Genomic DNA, 17,417 nt, shown 5'->3' on the forward strand with positions numbered 1-17,417 from the left:
ACGGATCGGCGGGCCTGCTCGCCGATCCGATTACAAGTAAACAAGGCTGATAACGGCTTCACCATCCAGCTTAATCGTCTGGCTACTTCCTAACGCGTTCGCCACCGTGGCGCTAACCTGCAACGGTATCGTGGCTGTGCTGATGGGTTGCGGAGCCAGCGTGCCTTTTTGCACCAGGGTATAAAAATAATCCTGCTTTGTTGGCAACGGCAGCAGGTCACTTTTTTCCCAGGTTCCTTTCGGATTTACCGCACCGGCAACCTCCACCGCCACGCTGCGATCGCCATCTGATGCGATGACATTCATGGCATCAATCTGCACGGCATAACTGCCGATGGGCTTGTTTTCCGCCGTCATGCCCAGGCCAAACAGCCGTGATGGATCACTGACATACTGACCGCCGTTAATCTGAAAACGTGGCCCTTCCTGGCCTTGATTATCCCTGCCCCAGACGACCGAAGTGGCCCGCGTATCCCGCGCGGTGATGGCTACCGCCGTGGACGATTCACAGGTGATGCTCAAAACCAGATCCCGCGTTCCCAGCTGTGTAAAAGCGTTGCGGGTTAAGCTCCCGGCGCTGCGCGAATTGAAGTCCACAACGCCATTATTGCTCAGGACGGGCGTGCAGGCAGCGGCATCGGCGGTAAGCTCAAAATCAATACTGACGGTGTCACTCGCCATGACAGGCACCGCCATGAAGGCCGCAATTAGCAGGCAAAAACCACGCATCATTGCTCCTCCAGGTTTATATTCAGGTTTCCGCGCCAGGTGGTCTGTTCCGTTACCGGACCGGGTTTAACGCGCGTCGCCACCAGCAGGGAGATGGAGGCATTTTTGCCAAACACCTCATCGCCGTTGCTGAATGCCAGCCCCTCGTTCAGCGACACCTGTAACGTTTCACTGCTCCCGGAGCGGAGCACGGTATCCGCTCTGTTTACCGACGCAAGACGCACCGGACGATCGTCAACGTACGCATGTGCTGCCGTAATGAGCATCTCCCCTTCGCTACCGAATGAGAAGGTGCCGTTATGCGGCAGGTCGCTGCCGAAAAACAGCCGTATTCGCTGCGGTTCGCTACAGTTCACCTGCACCTTAATCTGTTTTTCCGGAAGCGTTATCCACGGCCCGGTAGCCTGCTGTCGCTCGGCCGGGCTTAGCCGGGTGTAGGCGATCTTTTGCTGGCTGGCGATAAGCTGGCACTCCGCCAGGCTCTGGCAGGGTATTAACCCTATCGCCGCCAGCAGCAGATAACATTTCATTGGCACACTCCTTTTGCCGTTTCATAAAATACGTCCGTCTGCGCCTGGTCTGGCAGGGTTAGCTGAATGCGGCAACTCCCGGATTCATCCTGCGCCACCAGTACCTGTCGCGCGCTGGCGTTGTTCAGGAATACCACGCCATCATCAACCGAGGTGGTAAGGTAGTTGCCTTGCGTATCCATAATGGCTCTGTTTTTCGGCAGCTTTTTGCCATCCTGCATGGTCACTTCAAGCAAGACGCGGCGCTGGGTTACGGCAGCAAACTGAACCTTACTTACCGATCCCCTGCCCAGACTCAGGAATCGAGTCCCGTTGCCAACATCCATATTCTTCGGCAACGTTTCGGTATTTAACTCCACACGCGAGTTTTGCCACGCGTTCAGCGCAGGCAGCACCGCGTAGCCGCGGGCATCCGTCCACACCGGCCCCTGCGGCGTGTCGATTTTAATACCGGCAATCGGCTGATCCAGCGAGACAACCCCAAAGGTGTCACGCACCGGCAACGGCGAAAAGGTAACGCCTTCTCCGTGCGCCACGATCCCGCCCTGCAGAGAGCCCGAATAGCTGCGTTGGCTATCGTTGGCCAGGCTGGCGTTAAGCATCAGCTGGGAGTAGTGCAGGTTACTGCTTAGCCCCGCGCTGACGCTTTGATTCTTCTCTTTCTGGTCAAACTCGGTCCCCAATGAATAACCATTTTCATTCGAGATATTTCCCATCACCGTTGAGCCATAGCGGGTGGAGCTGCCCTCCCGGCGGACGTAAGTGTTTACGTTGCTTTTGCCGAGCGGGAAGCTGACATTGAAGTAGAACAGATCGTCTTTTTTACCGTTGGTATCGCTCAGCTGATGCTGCCAGTTGGTCGAAACATAGGCTGAAAACAGATTGCTCCCCCATCCCGCGTTGATATACCGCGTTTTGCCGGACTGGTTACGGTTCTTCGTTTCGTAAAGGCTGGCGCTGAACGTCCCTGCCTTGCTGGTTTGCCACTGCAATCCAACGGAATAATCATGCTTTTTGATCGCCGTAAAACCGCGGTCAATAAACTCCGAGAACTCCCGATAGCCCGGCGAGTAATAGCCCGCCGACGCGGTCACGCTGATGCCTATCGCTGACGTCAGGCTGGCTTCGAGACGATAGCTTTGTCCCTGGCGCGCGTTTTCATGGTCATAGGACTGATTGACCTTAAGGCTCAGCAGGGTCGAAGAAGAAGGCGCCGTATTCAGGCCAACGCCGGCGGCCTGGAAGTCCCGGGCCAGGATTGCCCCCAGGTTGATATTACTCCCGGGCAGCAGCCGCCAGCCGCCCGACGCGCTCAGCACCAGCGGTTTTTTGTTGTAATCATCACTCACCTGGCCAAACGCCAGAAACAGACCCGCCGGATTACCCAGCCTCTGCAGATAGAGTGAGGCGGGGATCGTATAGCTATGCTGGGTGCCGTCGGTCTCGACAACCGTTACGCTGAGATCGCTGGTGTAGTTGCGCAGAGCAACATCAGTAAGCGTAAAAGGCCCCACCGGAACGAGGGTGGAATAGACGAGCGTACCCTGCTGGCGAATCTCTACGCGCGCCTGCGAGGTATTAGCGATCCCGCTCACCCTGACCATGCTCTGCTGCGCATCCAGACCGCTTTCCGGCGACAGGGAGACGCCGTACAGGCTGGTCCCCTGCAGCAGCCCGTTATTCATGCCGACTTCACCCAGTTGTGCGGTTGTGCGCAAATTAACAAAGGTGCGCTGCAAATAGGTCTGGCTGTTTTCGCTGTTAAACTTGCCTTCCGACTGGCTTAATAACTGGTTGGTGCGCAGTAGCCACCCGGCGACGTTCACCCCGCCTTCAAGCTGCGCCTGAGACCAGGTAGAGCTGCCGCCGCTATATTCGTTGCGCGAAGACATGGCGGAATAGTTAAGAACGGCGGCGGTTCCCTCCATGGCAAAATCCGTAACAGTTTTACCCGGTTGGGCGATCTCTTCAGGGGGGATCACCAGCTCGATCATCTCCTGGCCGGGATCGGCCTTTACCACGGTCTGAGGATGGAGTTTCAGATAATCGTAACACCCTTCCTGATAGTCGCTGGGGATACGAATATGGGCATGCTCCATTAATGACTTGTCGAAGCAAAGCTCGCCCTGCCGCTGGAAATGCGCCAGCGTGCGACCTTTATTCTGCCCGTTAACTTTCAGCGTAACCGTCGTCTGCCCGGGCATAAAACGTGCTTCCTCAGCAAAATATGACGAAACCGTGGGATCGATGCCCAGCGACCTTAAGGTTTCACTATCAAATTCGAGAGAGCCTGCATCGATTTCTGCAGCTTTCCCCTGTCGCGCGCAGATCAGGCTGACTGCACACATAAGCAGCGTTCTTTTAAACATCCTTGTTTTCCCTGAACGACTTACTGCAATGGTGCTATATAGTTTTCACCTTTGTATCCGTAACGGCTGGCGGGATAAAATTGCACTTTTGTATCCGCTTTATTGGGTAAGGCTACGGTCGTGCTGGTGTGCGGCAGTAAATAAGTATTTTTCAACGTACCCTGTTGACCGGAGGGTAATGTTGTAAACCCGGCCGCCATACGAACCACGTAATTCGAGGGATTGGTCACGACCAGAGAATTGCCCTGCTTATGCCATTCAAGATGCTTCCAGGGAGTGAGATCCTGGGCAAGCCCCGCCGGGTGAATAATCACCGGTAAATCCTGACGAATGGTGACCGCAACCCGCTCTTTGCCCTTTTCCCTGGGCGGTATACCTTCGAAGGTGACTCTTTTGAGCTCTTCCTGCATCAGCGGCTTTTGTAACTGCAGCATAAAACGCATCCGCTGTACGGCCCCCGTCTCAACCCTGACAACGGGTTGAGAAACAATAACGCGAACACCTTTATCGCTTTCCGGCAAATCCACAATATTGGTATAAAGCAAAGCAGGTCTGGAATCCGTATTCCTCACGTTCATACTGGCTTCCCCTTTTTCGGCATCAATTAATAAGACCGATGTTTCGGGTACCATACCGGAGGCGTAACTCTGCACAGAAATAAATAAAAGAGAGAAAATAACGCTACGCTTCATAACATTCCCTTCCGCTGCGATAATGAAAAAGTTTATTAACTCCCAGAGAGGGTATTATGAATCCTGAAATGTAATTATTTGACAGGAAACAGGTGTCCTATATTTAAATGCAGTGCGGCGTGTTTTTATTATTAAATCGCCGCACTCATTATTTTACGGCTTACAGATAAACAAGGCTCAGAGTGGCACTACCATTCAGAACGATTTCATCACTACCCAGTACAGAACTTGGCTGCACGCCTGCTGCAATTTTCAAAGGTACAGTCATTTCTTTGAACATCTTCGGTTCCAGGGAACCCACCTCTCCTGCAGTGACAATACGCGAGTTGTCATTACTCTGTTGCCCGTAAGACGCGGTACGCCAGGTTGCCCCTTGATCATCAGAAACAAGCATGTTTGCCGCTACGCTATCTGCGGTGAGTTTTGCGCCGTCTACGGCGACACTATAGGCACCGATTTTCGCATCATTAGTCGCTACACCCAGACCAAAGGCGAAATAGGGTTCTGTGACCTTCATGCCACCTGTGAATGCAGAATTAATATACGCACTGGAAGAGAGATTGGCTGCTGAACTGGCGCGGTTATCAGCCATGGTGAAGCCAATGGCTGTTGCGGCATCACAGGTTACGGTTAAGGTAATATCTTTAGAACCCAGCTGCACCAGGGCATTGCCAGCGGGAGCTTTACGAATTGACGAGGCAGCAATGGAACCAAAAGCGACTTCACCGCTATTGCTTAATGCCGGGGTGCACGCAGCGGGAAGAATGGTGCCAGAGACTTTCATGGTGACATCGTCAGCAGCATTCACCTGAGCAGAGACCAGCAGTGCAGCGCCCACAGCCAGAGTGGCTACGTTCTTTTTAAACAGAGTCATTTTATTCTTTCCTTAATGTTATTAACCAGCAACTTTCCCGGTTGGCCATGTTTTAACAACCAGATACGCTTTACTATGAAATATATCATTCATAGACTATTTGTAAGAAACAGTGTCGACAAGACTACAGGATAAAATGACGGCCATCATTTAAGTTCGCTACATCAACCTTTCATAACTTCTAAAGATATTTATTTTCATAAAGTTAGCGCGTCGAACACGAGAAGGAATTTTATATTGAAGCTTCTATCAACGGCTAATTCTTTTCATAAAAATAAACCCACCCAATAACCAAAAGCAATTCATCATAGTTACGAATGCTTTAAGGAAATAAAAAAATATGCTTTAGGATATATAGTGTGATAAACATCATTGCCAAAAATAATAAAATAACAATATATTGATGATTCTAAATATCAGACAAAAAAAGGGCCCATGGGGCCCTTTTTTTATTTCACTACACGTAACGCCGGACGCCCACCGCGTGGCGGCGGGGTGTCGTCTGGATCATCGTCGTGATCGGGCTTATCGCCATCGATAATCGACATGACCGGTTCGCTTTCACTCTCGGTCGCGCCATGCTCATCATTGAGGCTGGAAACGTCTTCATCGTAAGCCGCTTCCGGCTCAAACATGGTGCCCGCGCCGTTTTCCCGTGCGTAAATAGCCAGTACAGCAGCCAGCGGCACAGAAACCTGACGCGGAACGCCGCCAAAGCGGGCGTTAAAGCGAACTTCGTCGTTCGCCAGCTCAAGACCACCCACCGCGCGCGGCGCAATGTTCAACACAATTTGCCCGTCACGTGCATATTCCATAGGAACCTGCACGCCCGGTAACGTCACATCCACTACCAGGTGCGGCGTGAGCTGGTTATCCAGCAGCCATTCATAGAAGGCACGCAGCAGATACGGACGGCGCGGAGAAAGCTGTGACATTTCCACAATGATTAACCCCGGCCGAGACGCATTTCACGTTCAGCTTCAGTCAGAGAAGCAAGGAAGGAGTCGCGTTCAAATACGCGCGTCATATAACCTTTGAGCTCTTTCGCACCAGGACCGCTGAATTCAACACCCAGGGTTGGCAAACGCCACAGCAGCGGAGCCAGGTAGCAATCCACCAGGCTGAACTCATCGCTCAGGAAGAACGGACGCTGACCGAACACCGGTGCGATCGCCAGCAGCTCTTCACGCAGCTGTTTACGCGCTGCATCGGCTTCCGAAGAGGAACCGTTCGCAATGACGTTCATCAGCGTATACCAGTCTTTCTCGATACGCTGCATGTACAGACGGCTTTCCCCACGCGCAACCGGATAGACCGGCATCAGCGGCGGATGCGGGAAACGCTCATCCAGATATTCCATAATGATACGGGATTCCCACAGGGTCAGCTCACGATCCACCAGCGTTGGTACGCTCTGGCTTGGGTTGAGATCAATAAGATCCTGAGGCGGGTTATCCTTTTCCACATGCTCGATCTCAAAACTGACACCCTTCTCGGCCAGCACGATACGAACCTGATGGCTATAAATGTCAGTAGGACCAGAAAACAGCGTCATTACCGAACGTTTGTTGGCAGCGACAGCCATGAAAACCTCCAGGTATATTCAGAATTTTTACTGCTACCGGCCATACAGGCCAGCCAGATGTTTTGTTGCCCATCCCAGGGAATTCCTACTCTTGTTCAAAAAGAGAACAAAAATCGAGCATTCACCATTATTTGGGCAGAAAAGTGGATGATAGTTTACCAGATTTTGCGACCTTTGTGGTGAGGGTATTCTGGAAATGCGGAAAAAGAGGTCAGAAAGGGCGTCTGGATGTGGATGCGTTGAGCATGAACCATAAAAAAACCCGCCGAAGCGGGTTTTTCGCAAATTGTTGTCTGCCGAAGCAGAAAGCAATTAACGCTTGGAGAACTGTGGACGACGACGTGCTTTACGCAGACCCACTTTCTTACGTTCAACCTGACGAGCGTCACGAGTAACGAAGCCAGCTTTACGCAGTTCAGAACGCAGGGATTCGTCGTACTCCATCAGAGCGCGGGTGATACCGTGACGGATCGCACCTGCCTGACCGGAGATACCACCACCTTTAACGGTGATGTACAGATCCAGTTTTTCTACCATATCAACCAGTTCCAGCGGCTGGCGAACTACCATACGGGCAGTTTCACGACCGAAGTATTGTTCCAGAGAACGCTGGTTGATTACGATTTTACCACTGCCCGGTTTGATGAACACGCGAGCGGCGGAGCTTTTGCGGCGACCAGTGCCGTAGTATTGATTTTCAGCCATTGCCTATAATCCCGATTAGATGTCAAGAACTTGCGGTTGCTGTGCCGCGTGGTTGTGCTCGTTACCTGCGTAAACTTTCAGTTTACGGTACATAGCACGACCCAGCGGGCCTTTTGGCAGCATGCCTTTAACCGCGATTTCAATCACACGCTCAGGACGGCGGGCAATCATCTCTTCAAAGGTCGCTTGTTTGATACCGCCGATGTGGCCGGTGTGGTGATAGTACACTTTGTCAGTACGCTTGTTGCCGGTTACAGCAACTTTGTCAGCGTTCAGAACGATGATGTAATCACCGGTATCGACGTGCGGAGTGTATTCCGCTTTGTGCTTACCGCGCAGGCGACGAGCCAGTTCGGTAGCCAGACGGCCCAGAGTTTTACCGGTCGCGTCAACAACATACCAGTCGCGTTTTACGGTTTCTGGTTTAGCTGTAAAAGTTTTCATTAAAAGCTTACCCAAATAAATAAGTTACACGTTGGTGAACACCCAAACGTTTAGTAGTTGAGGTTCACACGACATTGTCCAGCAAACCTACCCCTTCGAATAGCCTATGCCGGCGCAGAGAAAGTTTTGGGAAAAAAACCTTCTTGTAACGTGGGGTCGCAAGATTATAGAGAAGTCAGGGGTAAAGATCGACCCTTAATTGTGATTTGAAGCGGGTTTTTACGGGGAGCCGAAAAGCCGGGCGGCGGTGGTGCCTTATCCGGCCTTGCGCGCTTAACGGAGGAGATTTACGGCATATGCTGGCGCTTCAGATATTCTTCGCTTTGCATCTCCTGCAGGCGTGACAGGCAGCGCTGGAACTCAAACTTCAGTCGCTCCCCCTGATAGATCTCATATAAAGGCACGGCTGCGCTCACCACCAGCTTAACGTGGCGTTCGTAGAACTCATCCACCAGCGCGATAAAACGTCGGGCTTCGCTCTCCATCAACGTAGTCATCACCGGCACCTCAAACAGCATCACGGTATGGAACAGGCGCGAGAGCGCAATATAGTCATGCTGGCTGCGGGCATCGACACAGAGGGTGGCAAACGACACGGCGAGGGTCTGGTTGACGACGCCCAGCGTTTGCAGGGGACGATGGTTTACCTCCAGCACCGGGGCGTTACCCCGCTCCGCGCCGGCAAGCGCCAGCCACAGCTTGTCCATCTGCTGTTGCGTGTCGTCATTCAACGGCGAAATCCACAGATGGGCCTGGGTCAGCGTACGCAGACGGTAGTCGATGCCGGCATCCACATTCATGATGTGACAATGCTCTTTAATCGCCGCGGTAGCCGGCAGGAAGCGGGCACGTTGCAGGCCGTTACGGTAGAGCTCATCTGGCGGAATGTTTGATGTCGCCACCAGGGTGATACCCCGGTCAAAGAGCGCTTTCATTAATCCGCCCAGCAGCATGGCGTCGGTAATATCCGAGACAAAAAACTCATCGAAGCAGAGCACATCGGTTTCAGCTTTAAAACGCTCAGCGATGATATCCAGCGGATCGCTCTGCCCCTGCAGGGCCGTCAGCTCTTCATGCACCCGCAGCATAAAGCGGTGAAAGTGCAGACGCTGCTTACGCGTCCCCGGCAGGCTCTGGTAAAAAAGATCCATCAGCCAGGTTTTGCCGCGCCCGACGCCCCCCCACATATATAAGCCGCGCACTGGCGTGACGCTCTGCGGCGCTTTCTTGCCCAACAACCGTCCAAATGCGGCTTTTAACCCACCGGAAGGCGCAGCTTCGGCTGGCCGGGCCGTCAGCTCATGCCAGATGCCGTCCAGACGGCTTACCGCTTCACGCTGTACCTCATCTGGCTGGTGGGAGCCCTCGCTCAGGGCCTGTTGATAACGCGATGTAGGGGAGAGACTTTGCATAATGTTATTGTTATTCCTTCAATTAATACCCGTCATACTGCTCAGTTGACGAAAAAAAGGCCGTTCTACAGTACGCGATGATGCGGCGGGATTCCACTTCTAAGGAAATAGCGGTTATAGTGGCATAATCAGGCCCTGGCATGGAGCCGAGCCAACACCCTACGGAACCACAAGACAACGGGAGAAGTTCATGACCTGGGAATATGCGCTAATTGGTTTAGTCGTCGGCATCGCTATCGGCGCCGTGGCCATGCGTTTTGGTAATCGCAAATTGCGTCAGCAACAGGCGTTGCAGTACGAACTGGAAAAGAACAAAGCTGAACTGGACGAGTATCGTGAAGAGCTGGTCAGCCACTTTGCTCAGAGCGCCGAGCTGCTGGACAACATGGCGCATGACTACCGTCAGCTTTATCAGCACATGGCGAAAAGCTCCAGCAGCCTGCTGCCGGAGATGAGCGCGGAAAACAATCCGTTCCGTAACCGTCTGGCCGAGTCCGAAGCCAGTAACGATCAAGCGCCTGTACAGATGCCACGTGACTACTCCGAAGGGGCTTCCGGCCTGCTGCGCGGTGGCGCAAAGCGCGACTAATCGCAGATCGAAAATAAATTTTACGGGCGCAGCCTTTGCGCCCGTCCTTTCTTCCTGACCCCAGCTATTATTTAGTCAAACACCTCATTGTTCAGCGTTTTAAAATTCAATAACATCAGTCTGTTTCAGGGCCGTTATCCCTTCATTCCAGGTTGCGAGAGCCAGCAAAAATGAACAAAAAAAATCAGCTGTTGAGCGCGTTAGCATTGAGTATCGGTTTATCCCTGTCGGCCTCGTATCCGCTGGCTGCCGCACTCCCTTCGCAGGTTCCCGGCGAGGCCGCCCTGCCGAGCCTGGCGCCAATGCTGGAGAAAGTCCTGCCCGCCGTCGTAAGCGTGCAGGTCGAAGGCACCGCGGTGCAAAGCCAGCGTATTCCGGAAGAGTTGAAGAAGTATTTTGGCGATGAAGCTCCTGACCAGCAGGGACAGCCCTTTGAAGGTCTGGGCTCCGGGGTCATCATCGACGCCGCGAAGGGCTATGTCCTGACCAATAACCACGTCATCAGCCATGCCGATAAAATCAGCGTGCAGATGAATGATGGCCGGGAGTTTGATGCCAAACTGATTGGCGGTGACGATCAGAGCGATATCGCCCTGCTGCAGTTGCAAAACCCAACCGGCCTGACGCAAATCGCCATTGCTGACTCCGATAAACTACGCGTCGGCGATTTCGCGGTGGCGGTGGGTAACCCCTTCGGCCTCGGCCAGACCGCCACCTCCGGCATTATCTCCGCGCTGGGCCGCAGTGGGCTGAATCTTGAAGGGCTGGAAAACTTTATCCAGACCGACGCCTCCATTAACCGGGGTAACTCCGGCGGCGCGCTGCTGAACCTGAACGGCGAGCTGATTGGCATTAACACCGCCATTCTTGCCCCTGGCGGCGGCAGCGTCGGGATTGGCTTTGCCATTCCCAGCAACATGGCCCGCACGCTGGCCCAGCAGCTGATTGAATTTGGCGAAGTGAAACGTGGCCTGCTGGGTATTAAAGGCACCGAGATGAGTGCGGATATCGCCAAAGCGTTTAACCTGAACGTGCAGCGCGGCGCCTTCGTCAGCGAAGTGTTGCCGAATTCCGGTTCCGCAAAAGCGGGCGTGAAATCCGGGGACGTGATTGTCAGCCTGAATGATAAACCGTTAAGTAGCTTTGCCGAACTGCGTTCGCGCATCGCCACTACGGAGCCGGGTGCGACGGTTAAGCTCGGCATTTTGCGTGACGGGAAGCCGCTGGATCTGCAGGTCACGCTCGATAAAAGCACCTCTTCTTCGGCCAGCGCAGAGATGATTGCTCCCGCGCTACAGGGGGCGACCTTAAGCGACGGACAGTTAAAAGACGGCACCAAAGGCATCACCCTCGAAAGCGTCGAGAAGAGCAGTCCTGCCGCGCAGGCTGGGCTTCATCAGGACGATGTGATTATCGGGGTGAACCGCGTTCGCGTGCAGTCTATCGCCGAAATGCGCAAGGTGCTGGAGAGCAAACCTACCGTTATCGCCCTGCAGATCGTGCGTGGTAACGATACGCTCTATATTCTGCTGCGCTAAGCCTGTACCTGTCCGGACATCACCCCGTGTGATGTCCGGATAAGTCATGTTATGCTGCTTGCGTTCTCCCTTTAACGACGCCCGTATCATGGTTTTTAAGCTCATTCGTTCGGTCGCCATCGGCCTGGTAGTAGGTGGCCTGTTACTGGCCGCGATGCCCTCTTTACGTCAGTTCAATCAGCTGGCTGCGCCGCAGTTCGACAGCGCAGATGAAACGCCTGCCAGTTATAACCAGGCAGTACGCCGCGCCGCGCCTGCGGTGGTTAACGTCTATAACCGTGGGCTGAACAGCACCAGCCATAATCAGCTGGAGATCCGCACCCTTGGCTCCGGGGTGATCATGGACGAACGCGGCTACATTATTACCAACAAACATGTGATCAACGATGCCGATCAAATCATCGTGGCGCTGCAGGATGGCCGCGTCTTTGAGGCATTGCTCGTGGGCTCCGACAGTCTGACGGATCTGGCAGTCCTCAAGATCAACGCCACGGGCGGCCTGCCCGTTATCCCCATCAACCGTAAGCGGACGCCGCATATCGGCGACGTGGTGCTGGCCATTGGCAACCCCTATAACCTCGGACAGACCATTACCCAGGGGATCATCAGCGCAACCGGGCGTATCGGCCTGAACCCATCCGGACGGCAGAATTTCCTGCAGACGGACGCCTCCATCAACCATGGCAACTCCGGCGGCGCGCTGGTGAACTCGCTGGGCGAACTGATGGGCATCAACACCCTCTCGTTTGATAAAAGCAACGACGGGGAAACGCCCGAAGGGATCGGCTTCGCCATCCCGTTCCAGCTCGCCAACAAGATTATGGATAAGCTGATTCGCGACGGACGCGTGATCCGCGGCTACATTGGTATTGGCGGGCGTGAGATTGCTCCGCTGCATTCTCAGGGTGGCGGAATCGATCAGATCCAGGGGATTGTAGTGAACGAAGTGACCCCTGGCGGCCCAGCGGCAGAAGCGGGTATCAGGGTCAACGACGTGATTGTCTCGGTGAACGGCAAACCGGCCGTATCGGCGCTGGAAACCATGGATCAGGTGGCAGAGATCAGGCCAGGCTCTATCATCCCGGTGGAAGTGATGCGTGATGATAAGAAACTGACCCTGCAGGTGACCATTCAGGAATATCCGGCCACCAACTGAGTTGGCAGGCATAAAAAAACCGGAGTTCATGCTCCGGTTTTTTATTGCCCTGACGGGAAGCGCGTCGCTTATTTATTAACGAACTCTTCGCCCAGAACGATATCGTTCTTCAGGGTTTCCAGCATGCCAGCCATCGCCTGCTGTTCAAACGCGCTCAGGGTGCCGATAGACTTACGCTCTTCGATACCGTTTTTACCCAGCAGCAGCGGCTGAGAGAAGAAGCGCGCGTGCTCGCCGTCACCTTCAACGTAAGCGCATTCCACCACGCCTTGCTCACCTTGCAGGGCGCGGACCAGAGAGAGGCCGAAACGTGCCGCAGCCTGGCCCATAGAGAGGGTTGCTGAACCGCCACCCGCCTTCGCTTCCACCACTTCGGTGCCGGCGTTCTGGATACGTTTGGTCAGGTCAGCCACTTCCTGCTCGGTGAAGCTTACGCCTGGGATCTGGGACAGCAGTGGCAGAATGGTCACGCCAGAGTGACCGCCGATAACCGGGACTTCGAGCTCGGTTGGCTGTTTGCCTTTCAGTTCCGCAACAAAGGTGTTGGAGCGGATGATGTCCAGCGTGGTCACGCCGAACAGTTTGTTCTTGTCATACACGCCCGCTTTTTTCAGCACTTCTGCCGCGATAGCCACAGTGGTGTTAACCGGGTTAGTGATGATACCGATGCAGGCTTTCGGGCAGGTAGTAGCAACCTGCTGAATCAGGTTCTTAACGATACCCGCGTTCACGTTGAACAGGTCGGAACGATCCATACCTGGCTTACGCGCCACGCCTGCGGAGATCAGCACCACGTCTGCGCCTTCGAGCGCCGGGCGAGCATCTTCACCGGAGAAGCCTTTGATTTTAACAGCCGTCGGGATGTGGCTGAGGTCTACCGCCACACCAGGTGTTACCGGGGCGATATCATAGAGAGAGAGTTCTGAGCCTGCAGGCAGCTGAGTTTTCAGTAGTAGGGCAAGCGCCTGGCCGATACCGCCAGCAGCGCCGAGGACTGCGACTTTCATCCTAAACTCCTTATTATGGTGAGCTAACTTTCTGTTACTCCGTCGCGGCGACCTTAATTCAGCAGATCAATAAATACAATCGTGATGTATCAGGAATTAGCGGTCACGCGCTTTTCGCTTCTGCCGGAAAGCTATCGGGCGTTATGCGATAACTAAGCAACGAATCAAGAGGTGGTTACAATACACCCTCGCCAGCCACCAAAACAACATCAATTTGATAACATTTAATTTACTTTTAAGCTTATTTGCGAGGCGTGACGCAGGCATGTTCCTTGATAACGAATTTTGATAAAATTACTCCCTTTCATAACATTATTTCAGCCTAAGATTGGGCAGATAATTTGCATAAAAATTCATCCATGTGCATAATAATGTTGTTTCTACCGCTATATTTCGGGTGATTTATGCGAATCTCTTCTAAACAAGAAGAATTGGTTAAAGCGTTTAAAGCGCTGCTTAAAGAAGAAAAATTTAGTTCCCAGGGGGAGATTGTCCAGGCTCTACAGGATGAGGGTTTTGAAAACATCAACCAGTCGAAAGTCTCCCGCATGTTAACCAAGTTCGGCGCGGTGCGTACCCGCAACGCCAAAATGGAGATGGTCTACTGTCTGCCAGCCGAACTGGGCGTCCCGACCACCTCGAGCCCGCTGAAGAATCTGGTACTGGATATCGACTATAACGAAGCTGTGGTGGTGATCCACACCAGCCCGGGTGCGGCACAACTGATTGCGCGCCTGCTCGACTCGCTGGGTAAAGCGGAAGGTATCCTCGGCACTATTGCCGGTGACGACACCATCTTCACGACCCCGGCCAATGGTTTCTCCGTGAAAGATCTCTACGAAGCCATTCTGGTACTGTTCGAACAGGAACTCTGATCCTCTTCCCTGCCGCCGCTCGCGGCGGGGAACCTTCTGCTCCCGCCCCGTTTCACCCTACAATCTGTTATCTGTAATTTAACAAATAGTGCGTTTTTCTGCCTCATTGCTTTTACACAGCGAATGATAAACCACAAGATCGCACAAATAATCAAAGTTACGTATCTTATTAATTTCAATAGAAATAACTGCTCAAGCCCCGCTTATCTCCCTGCTTTTTATTTCTCTTAGTTATATAAAATCCCTTGTTTAATTCTTGATCACCCAAGAAACAATTAGCATGGTATTAATTTATGTCGTTATTAGTGTATACTTGATTTTGTGATGAGGGTCACGAAACGACGACCCCAGTAAAAGAATATGACGAGGAAAAGAATCATGAAAATCAAAACTACCGTAGCCACACTAAGCATTCTCTCTGTCCTGTCTTTCGGCGCCTTTGCTGCTGATGCGATCAACGCCGAGCAGGCTCAGTCTCGTGAATCTATCGGTACCGTTTCTATCGGTGCGATCGGAACCTCTCCGATGGACATGAACCAGATGCTGAACAAAAAAGCGCAGGAACAGGGTGCCTCTTCCTATCGCGTTATCGAAGCGCGTACAGGTGACCACTGGCATGCAACTGCTGAGCTGTACAAATAAGTCGTACCGAGTATTACCCGTACTACCCGATATCTCTGTTCAACGGCACCAGGCATAAAAATAGCAGCACAACCCTTCTTGCCGTTGAGCCTGCACTCCAGGAGTAAAGACTATGAACACTAAATTAATTATCGCCGCTGGTTTCGCTTCCGTTCTCTCATTTGGTGCCAGCGCTGCTGTACATCAGGTAAACGCCGACCAGGCGCAAGGCCTGCAATCTATGGGGAGCATCTCCGTAAGTGAAGTGGCCGGCTCGCCGATGGATGTCCGTCAGGCTCTGGCCGCAAAAGCTGAAAAAGCGGGCGCCAGCAGCTATCGCGTTACTGAGCTCAACACCGGTGACCACTGGCACGCGACCGCTGAGTTGTACAAATAAACCCTCGTCGTATTGATATACGACTTGCCCCTGCTTCGCAGGGGCTTTTTTATATCCTGCACTAATGTACGTTAAAGCGAATCTGCCCCTCCAGCTCCTCTTCCGCCTCATCAAACAGCAGGATCAGCGCCCCAAAGCGTCTGCGCAGCTTTTCCGGTAAATGGATGAATTCGATTTCAAGCGGTAGCGGCAACTGGCTGCTGGTCACTATTTCCCACAGGGAGTCCAGATCCGTCACCCTCTCTTGCCCTATACCGAAGGTCCGTGAAAACTCACGGTAGAACGCCTCCTGACTGTCAATTTCATCAAAATCAAACGTATAGATATTCATGCCAGCCACCCCGTCCAGGTGAGCGGCTTCTGCCGCTCTGCCAATTATAATCCCCCGATATGCAGGGTTTTGACTTCCAGGAACTCCTCCAGCCCCAGCACTGACCCTTCGCGGCCCAGCCCCGACTCTTTCACCCCGCCAAAAGGCCCAAGCTCCGTGGATACCGCGCACTCGTTTATGCCGATCATCCCGCTCTCAAGGGCCTGTGAAACGCGGAACACCCGCTGCAAATTCTGAGTATAGAAATAGGCAGCCAGGCCAAACGGTGTATTGTTGGCGCGCTGGATCACCTCCTCTTCAGAGGTGAAACGGAAGCAGGCCGCCACGGGTCCGAAGGTCTCTTCGCTGGCAAGCGTCATCCCTTCATGGCAGTCTGCCAGCACCGTCGGTTGCCAGAAGTTGCCGCCGAGAGCATGGGCTTTGCCGCCCGCCAGCACCGTCGCCCCTTTGGCGACGGCATCCTCCACATGCTCACGCACTTTTTTCACTGCGGCAGGTTCAATCAACGGCCCGACAACGGTCCCCTCTTCCAGACCGTCACCCACTTTTAAGTCGTTTACGGCAGCGACGAGTTTGCTGACAAACGCCTCATACACCGACTCCTGAATATAGAAGCGGTTAACGCTGACGCAGACCTGCCCCGCGTTACGGAATTTATTGGCTATTGCCCCTTTCACCGCCGCATCGATATCGGCATCGTCAAAGACGATATAAGGCGCATTCCCGCCCAGCTCCATCGACACTTTTTTCATGGTCTCGGCGGCATTGCGCATCAGGGTTTTGCCCACCGCCGTCGAGCCGGTAAAGGAGATTTTGCGCACCTCAGGGCTATACATGATCGCGTCGCTTATCTCAGCGGTATTTCCCGCCACCGCGTTGAGTACGCCATCCGGGACCCCCGCTTTTTTAGCCAGAGTGAGCAGCGCAAAGGCGCTCAGCGGCGTGTTATTAGCCGGTTTGATCACGCCGGTACAGCCTGCCGCCAGCGCCGGGCCCAGCTTGCGGGTCAGCATCGCCATCGGGAAGTTCCACGGCGTGATAGCCGCCACCACGCCAATGGGTTCGCGGGTGGCAAGAATGCGGGAGCCGGGTTTAACAGGAGGGATGATTTCGCCGTTGGCGCGTTTGGCCTGCTCGGCAAACCACTGGATGAAACTGGCCGCGTACTCCACTTCCCCTTCCGCCTCTTTCAGCGGTTTGCCCTGCTCGGTGGTCATCAGCTGGCCAAGCCACTGCTTGTTTTCAATGATTAATTCATACCAGCGATAGAGGATGGCCGAACGCTCTTTAGCGGTTTTTGCACGCCAGGCCGGGAAAGCCCGGCTCGCGGCGGCGATGGCCTCTTCGGTCTCTTTCTTGCCTGCTTTTGCCACCTGGGCTACCACAGCCCCGGTCGACGGGTTAAGTACATCGAATGTGGTATCGAGCGTTTTCCATACGCCATCGACTAAATATCCGGTCTGAAATAGCGCACTATCCTGAAGAGACTGGGTAGTCATGTATCCTCCCATTTTGAGTTTATGTCCTCGCCAGGATAAGTATAGTCACAAAAAAACCGACGCT

At 53.5% G+C, this 17,417-nt stretch carries 19 protein-coding genes; 6 read left to right on the plus strand and 13 right to left on the minus strand.

The features are described 5' to 3' along the window. Positions 1-30: 30 nt before the first annotated feature. From GNG29_RS20460 to zapE, 10 genes are all read right to left on the minus strand, one after another. Positions 31-732, minus strand: a complete 702-nt coding sequence (locus GNG29_RS20460; RefSeq protein ID WP_231736565.1) for a DUF1120 domain-containing protein — start codon at positions 730-732, stop codon at positions 31-33. Further along, positions 729-1,259, minus strand: a complete 531-nt coding sequence (locus tag GNG29_RS20465) for a hypothetical protein (RefSeq protein WP_156655283.1) — start codon at positions 1,257-1,259, stop codon at positions 729-731. Before GNG29_RS20465 ends, GNG29_RS20460 begins: the two co-directional genes overlap by 4 nt. Then, entirely contained in the window at positions 1,256-3,628 is a 2,373-nt protein-coding gene (locus GNG29_RS20470) for a fimbrial biogenesis usher protein (RefSeq protein ID WP_103177210.1), read from the minus strand. Before GNG29_RS20470 ends, GNG29_RS20465 begins: the two co-directional genes overlap by 4 nt. 20 nt (positions 3,629-3,648) lie before the next feature. Continuing rightward, positions 3,649-4,320: a fimbria/pilus chaperone family protein gene (locus tag GNG29_RS20475; RefSeq protein ID WP_103177211.1), complete on the minus strand. Its 672-nt coding sequence runs from the start codon at positions 4,318-4,320 to the stop codon at positions 3,649-3,651. 160 nt (positions 4,321-4,480) lie between these two features. After that, the gene (locus GNG29_RS20480; RefSeq protein WP_103177212.1) at positions 4,481-5,194 is read right to left on the minus strand and encodes a DUF1120 domain-containing protein; all 714 of its coding nucleotides are present in this window, start codon (positions 5,192-5,194) and stop codon (positions 4,481-4,483) included. Between the two features lie 449 nt (positions 5,195-5,643). Continuing rightward, positions 5,644-6,135, minus strand: coding sequence for a ClpXP protease specificity-enhancing factor (gene sspB, locus GNG29_RS20485; protein WP_103177213.1), 492 nt, complete (start codon positions 6,133-6,135; stop codon positions 5,644-5,646). 5 nt (positions 6,136-6,140) lie between these two features. Beyond that, positions 6,141-6,779: a stringent starvation protein SspA gene (gene sspA, locus GNG29_RS20490; protein ID WP_103177214.1), complete on the minus strand. Its 639-nt coding sequence runs from the start codon at positions 6,777-6,779 to the stop codon at positions 6,141-6,143. 312 nt (positions 6,780-7,091) lie between these two features. Next, complete coding sequence (rpsI, locus tag GNG29_RS20495; RefSeq protein WP_003860436.1) at positions 7,092-7,484, minus strand: 30S ribosomal protein S9; 393 nt, start codon at positions 7,482-7,484, stop codon at positions 7,092-7,094. Between the two features lie 15 nt (positions 7,485-7,499). Beyond that, a complete protein-coding gene (rplM, locus tag GNG29_RS20500) occupies positions 7,500-7,928 on the minus strand; it encodes a 50S ribosomal protein L13 (protein ID WP_024551131.1) in 429 nt (142 codons plus the stop codon). A gap of 287 nt (positions 7,929-8,215) precedes the next feature. After that, the gene (gene zapE, locus GNG29_RS20505) at positions 8,216-9,340 is read right to left on the minus strand and encodes a cell division protein ZapE (protein ID WP_156655284.1); all 1,125 of its coding nucleotides are present in this window, start codon (positions 9,338-9,340) and stop codon (positions 8,216-8,218) included. A 190-nt stretch (positions 9,341-9,530) separates the two neighbouring features. Here zapE and zapG point away from each other — a divergent pair, with 190 nt between their 5' ends. The 3 genes from zapG to degS all read left to right on the plus strand — a co-directional run bounded on the left by zapG (position 9,531) and on the right by degS (position 12,623). Further along, on the plus strand, positions 9,531-9,929 hold the full coding sequence (zapG, locus tag GNG29_RS20510) for a Z-ring associated protein ZapG (RefSeq protein WP_103177216.1): 399 nt from the start codon (positions 9,531-9,533) through the stop codon (positions 9,927-9,929). A gap of 170 nt (positions 9,930-10,099) precedes the next feature. Continuing rightward, positions 10,100-11,467, plus strand: a complete 1,368-nt coding sequence (degQ, locus tag GNG29_RS20515; protein WP_103177217.1) for a serine endoprotease DegQ — start codon at positions 10,100-10,102, stop codon at positions 11,465-11,467. A gap of 88 nt (positions 11,468-11,555) precedes the next feature. Then, positions 11,556-12,623 carry an outer membrane-stress sensor serine endopeptidase DegS gene (degS, locus tag GNG29_RS20520; protein WP_103180994.1) on the plus strand — a complete coding sequence of 356 codons (1,068 nt, stop codon included), beginning with the start codon at positions 11,556-11,558 and terminating at the stop codon, positions 12,621-12,623. Positions 12,624-12,691: 68 nt separating this feature from the next. Here degS and mdh read toward each other — a convergent pair whose 3' ends face one another. Beyond that, entirely contained in the window at positions 12,692-13,630 is a 939-nt protein-coding gene (mdh, locus tag GNG29_RS20525; protein ID WP_103177218.1) for a malate dehydrogenase, read from the minus strand. Between the two features lie 404 nt (positions 13,631-14,034). Between mdh and argR the strand changes: the two genes are divergently transcribed. From argR to yhcN (GNG29_RS20540), 3 genes are all read left to right on the plus strand, one after another. Further along, positions 14,035-14,505: a transcriptional regulator ArgR gene (gene argR / locus GNG29_RS20530; RefSeq protein WP_103177219.1), complete on the plus strand. Its 471-nt coding sequence runs from the start codon at positions 14,035-14,037 to the stop codon at positions 14,503-14,505. 378 nt (positions 14,506-14,883) lie between these two features. Beyond that, entirely contained in the window at positions 14,884-15,147 is a 264-nt protein-coding gene (gene yhcN / locus GNG29_RS20535; protein WP_103177220.1) for a peroxide/acid stress response protein YhcN, read from the plus strand. A 112-nt stretch (positions 15,148-15,259) separates the two neighbouring features. Further along, positions 15,260-15,523: a peroxide/acid stress response protein YhcN gene (gene yhcN / locus GNG29_RS20540; RefSeq protein WP_103177221.1), complete on the plus strand. Its 264-nt coding sequence runs from the start codon at positions 15,260-15,262 to the stop codon at positions 15,521-15,523. A gap of 61 nt (positions 15,524-15,584) precedes the next feature. Here yhcN (GNG29_RS20540) and GNG29_RS20545 read toward each other — a convergent pair whose 3' ends face one another. Both GNG29_RS20545 and GNG29_RS20550 read right to left on the minus strand, forming a co-directional pair. Then, a complete protein-coding gene (locus tag GNG29_RS20545; RefSeq protein WP_103177222.1) occupies positions 15,585-15,854 on the minus strand; it encodes a hypothetical protein in 270 nt (89 codons plus the stop codon). 44 nt (positions 15,855-15,898) lie between these two features. After that, the gene (locus GNG29_RS20550; RefSeq protein ID WP_156655285.1) at positions 15,899-17,353 is read right to left on the minus strand and encodes an NAD-dependent succinate-semialdehyde dehydrogenase; all 1,455 of its coding nucleotides are present in this window, start codon (positions 17,351-17,353) and stop codon (positions 15,899-15,901) included. Between the last annotated feature and the right edge of the window lie 64 nt (positions 17,354-17,417).

Source organism: Leclercia sp. Colony189 (genome assembly GCF_009740165.1).
Classification (GTDB): Bacteria; Pseudomonadota; Gammaproteobacteria; order Enterobacterales; family Enterobacteriaceae; genus Enterobacter.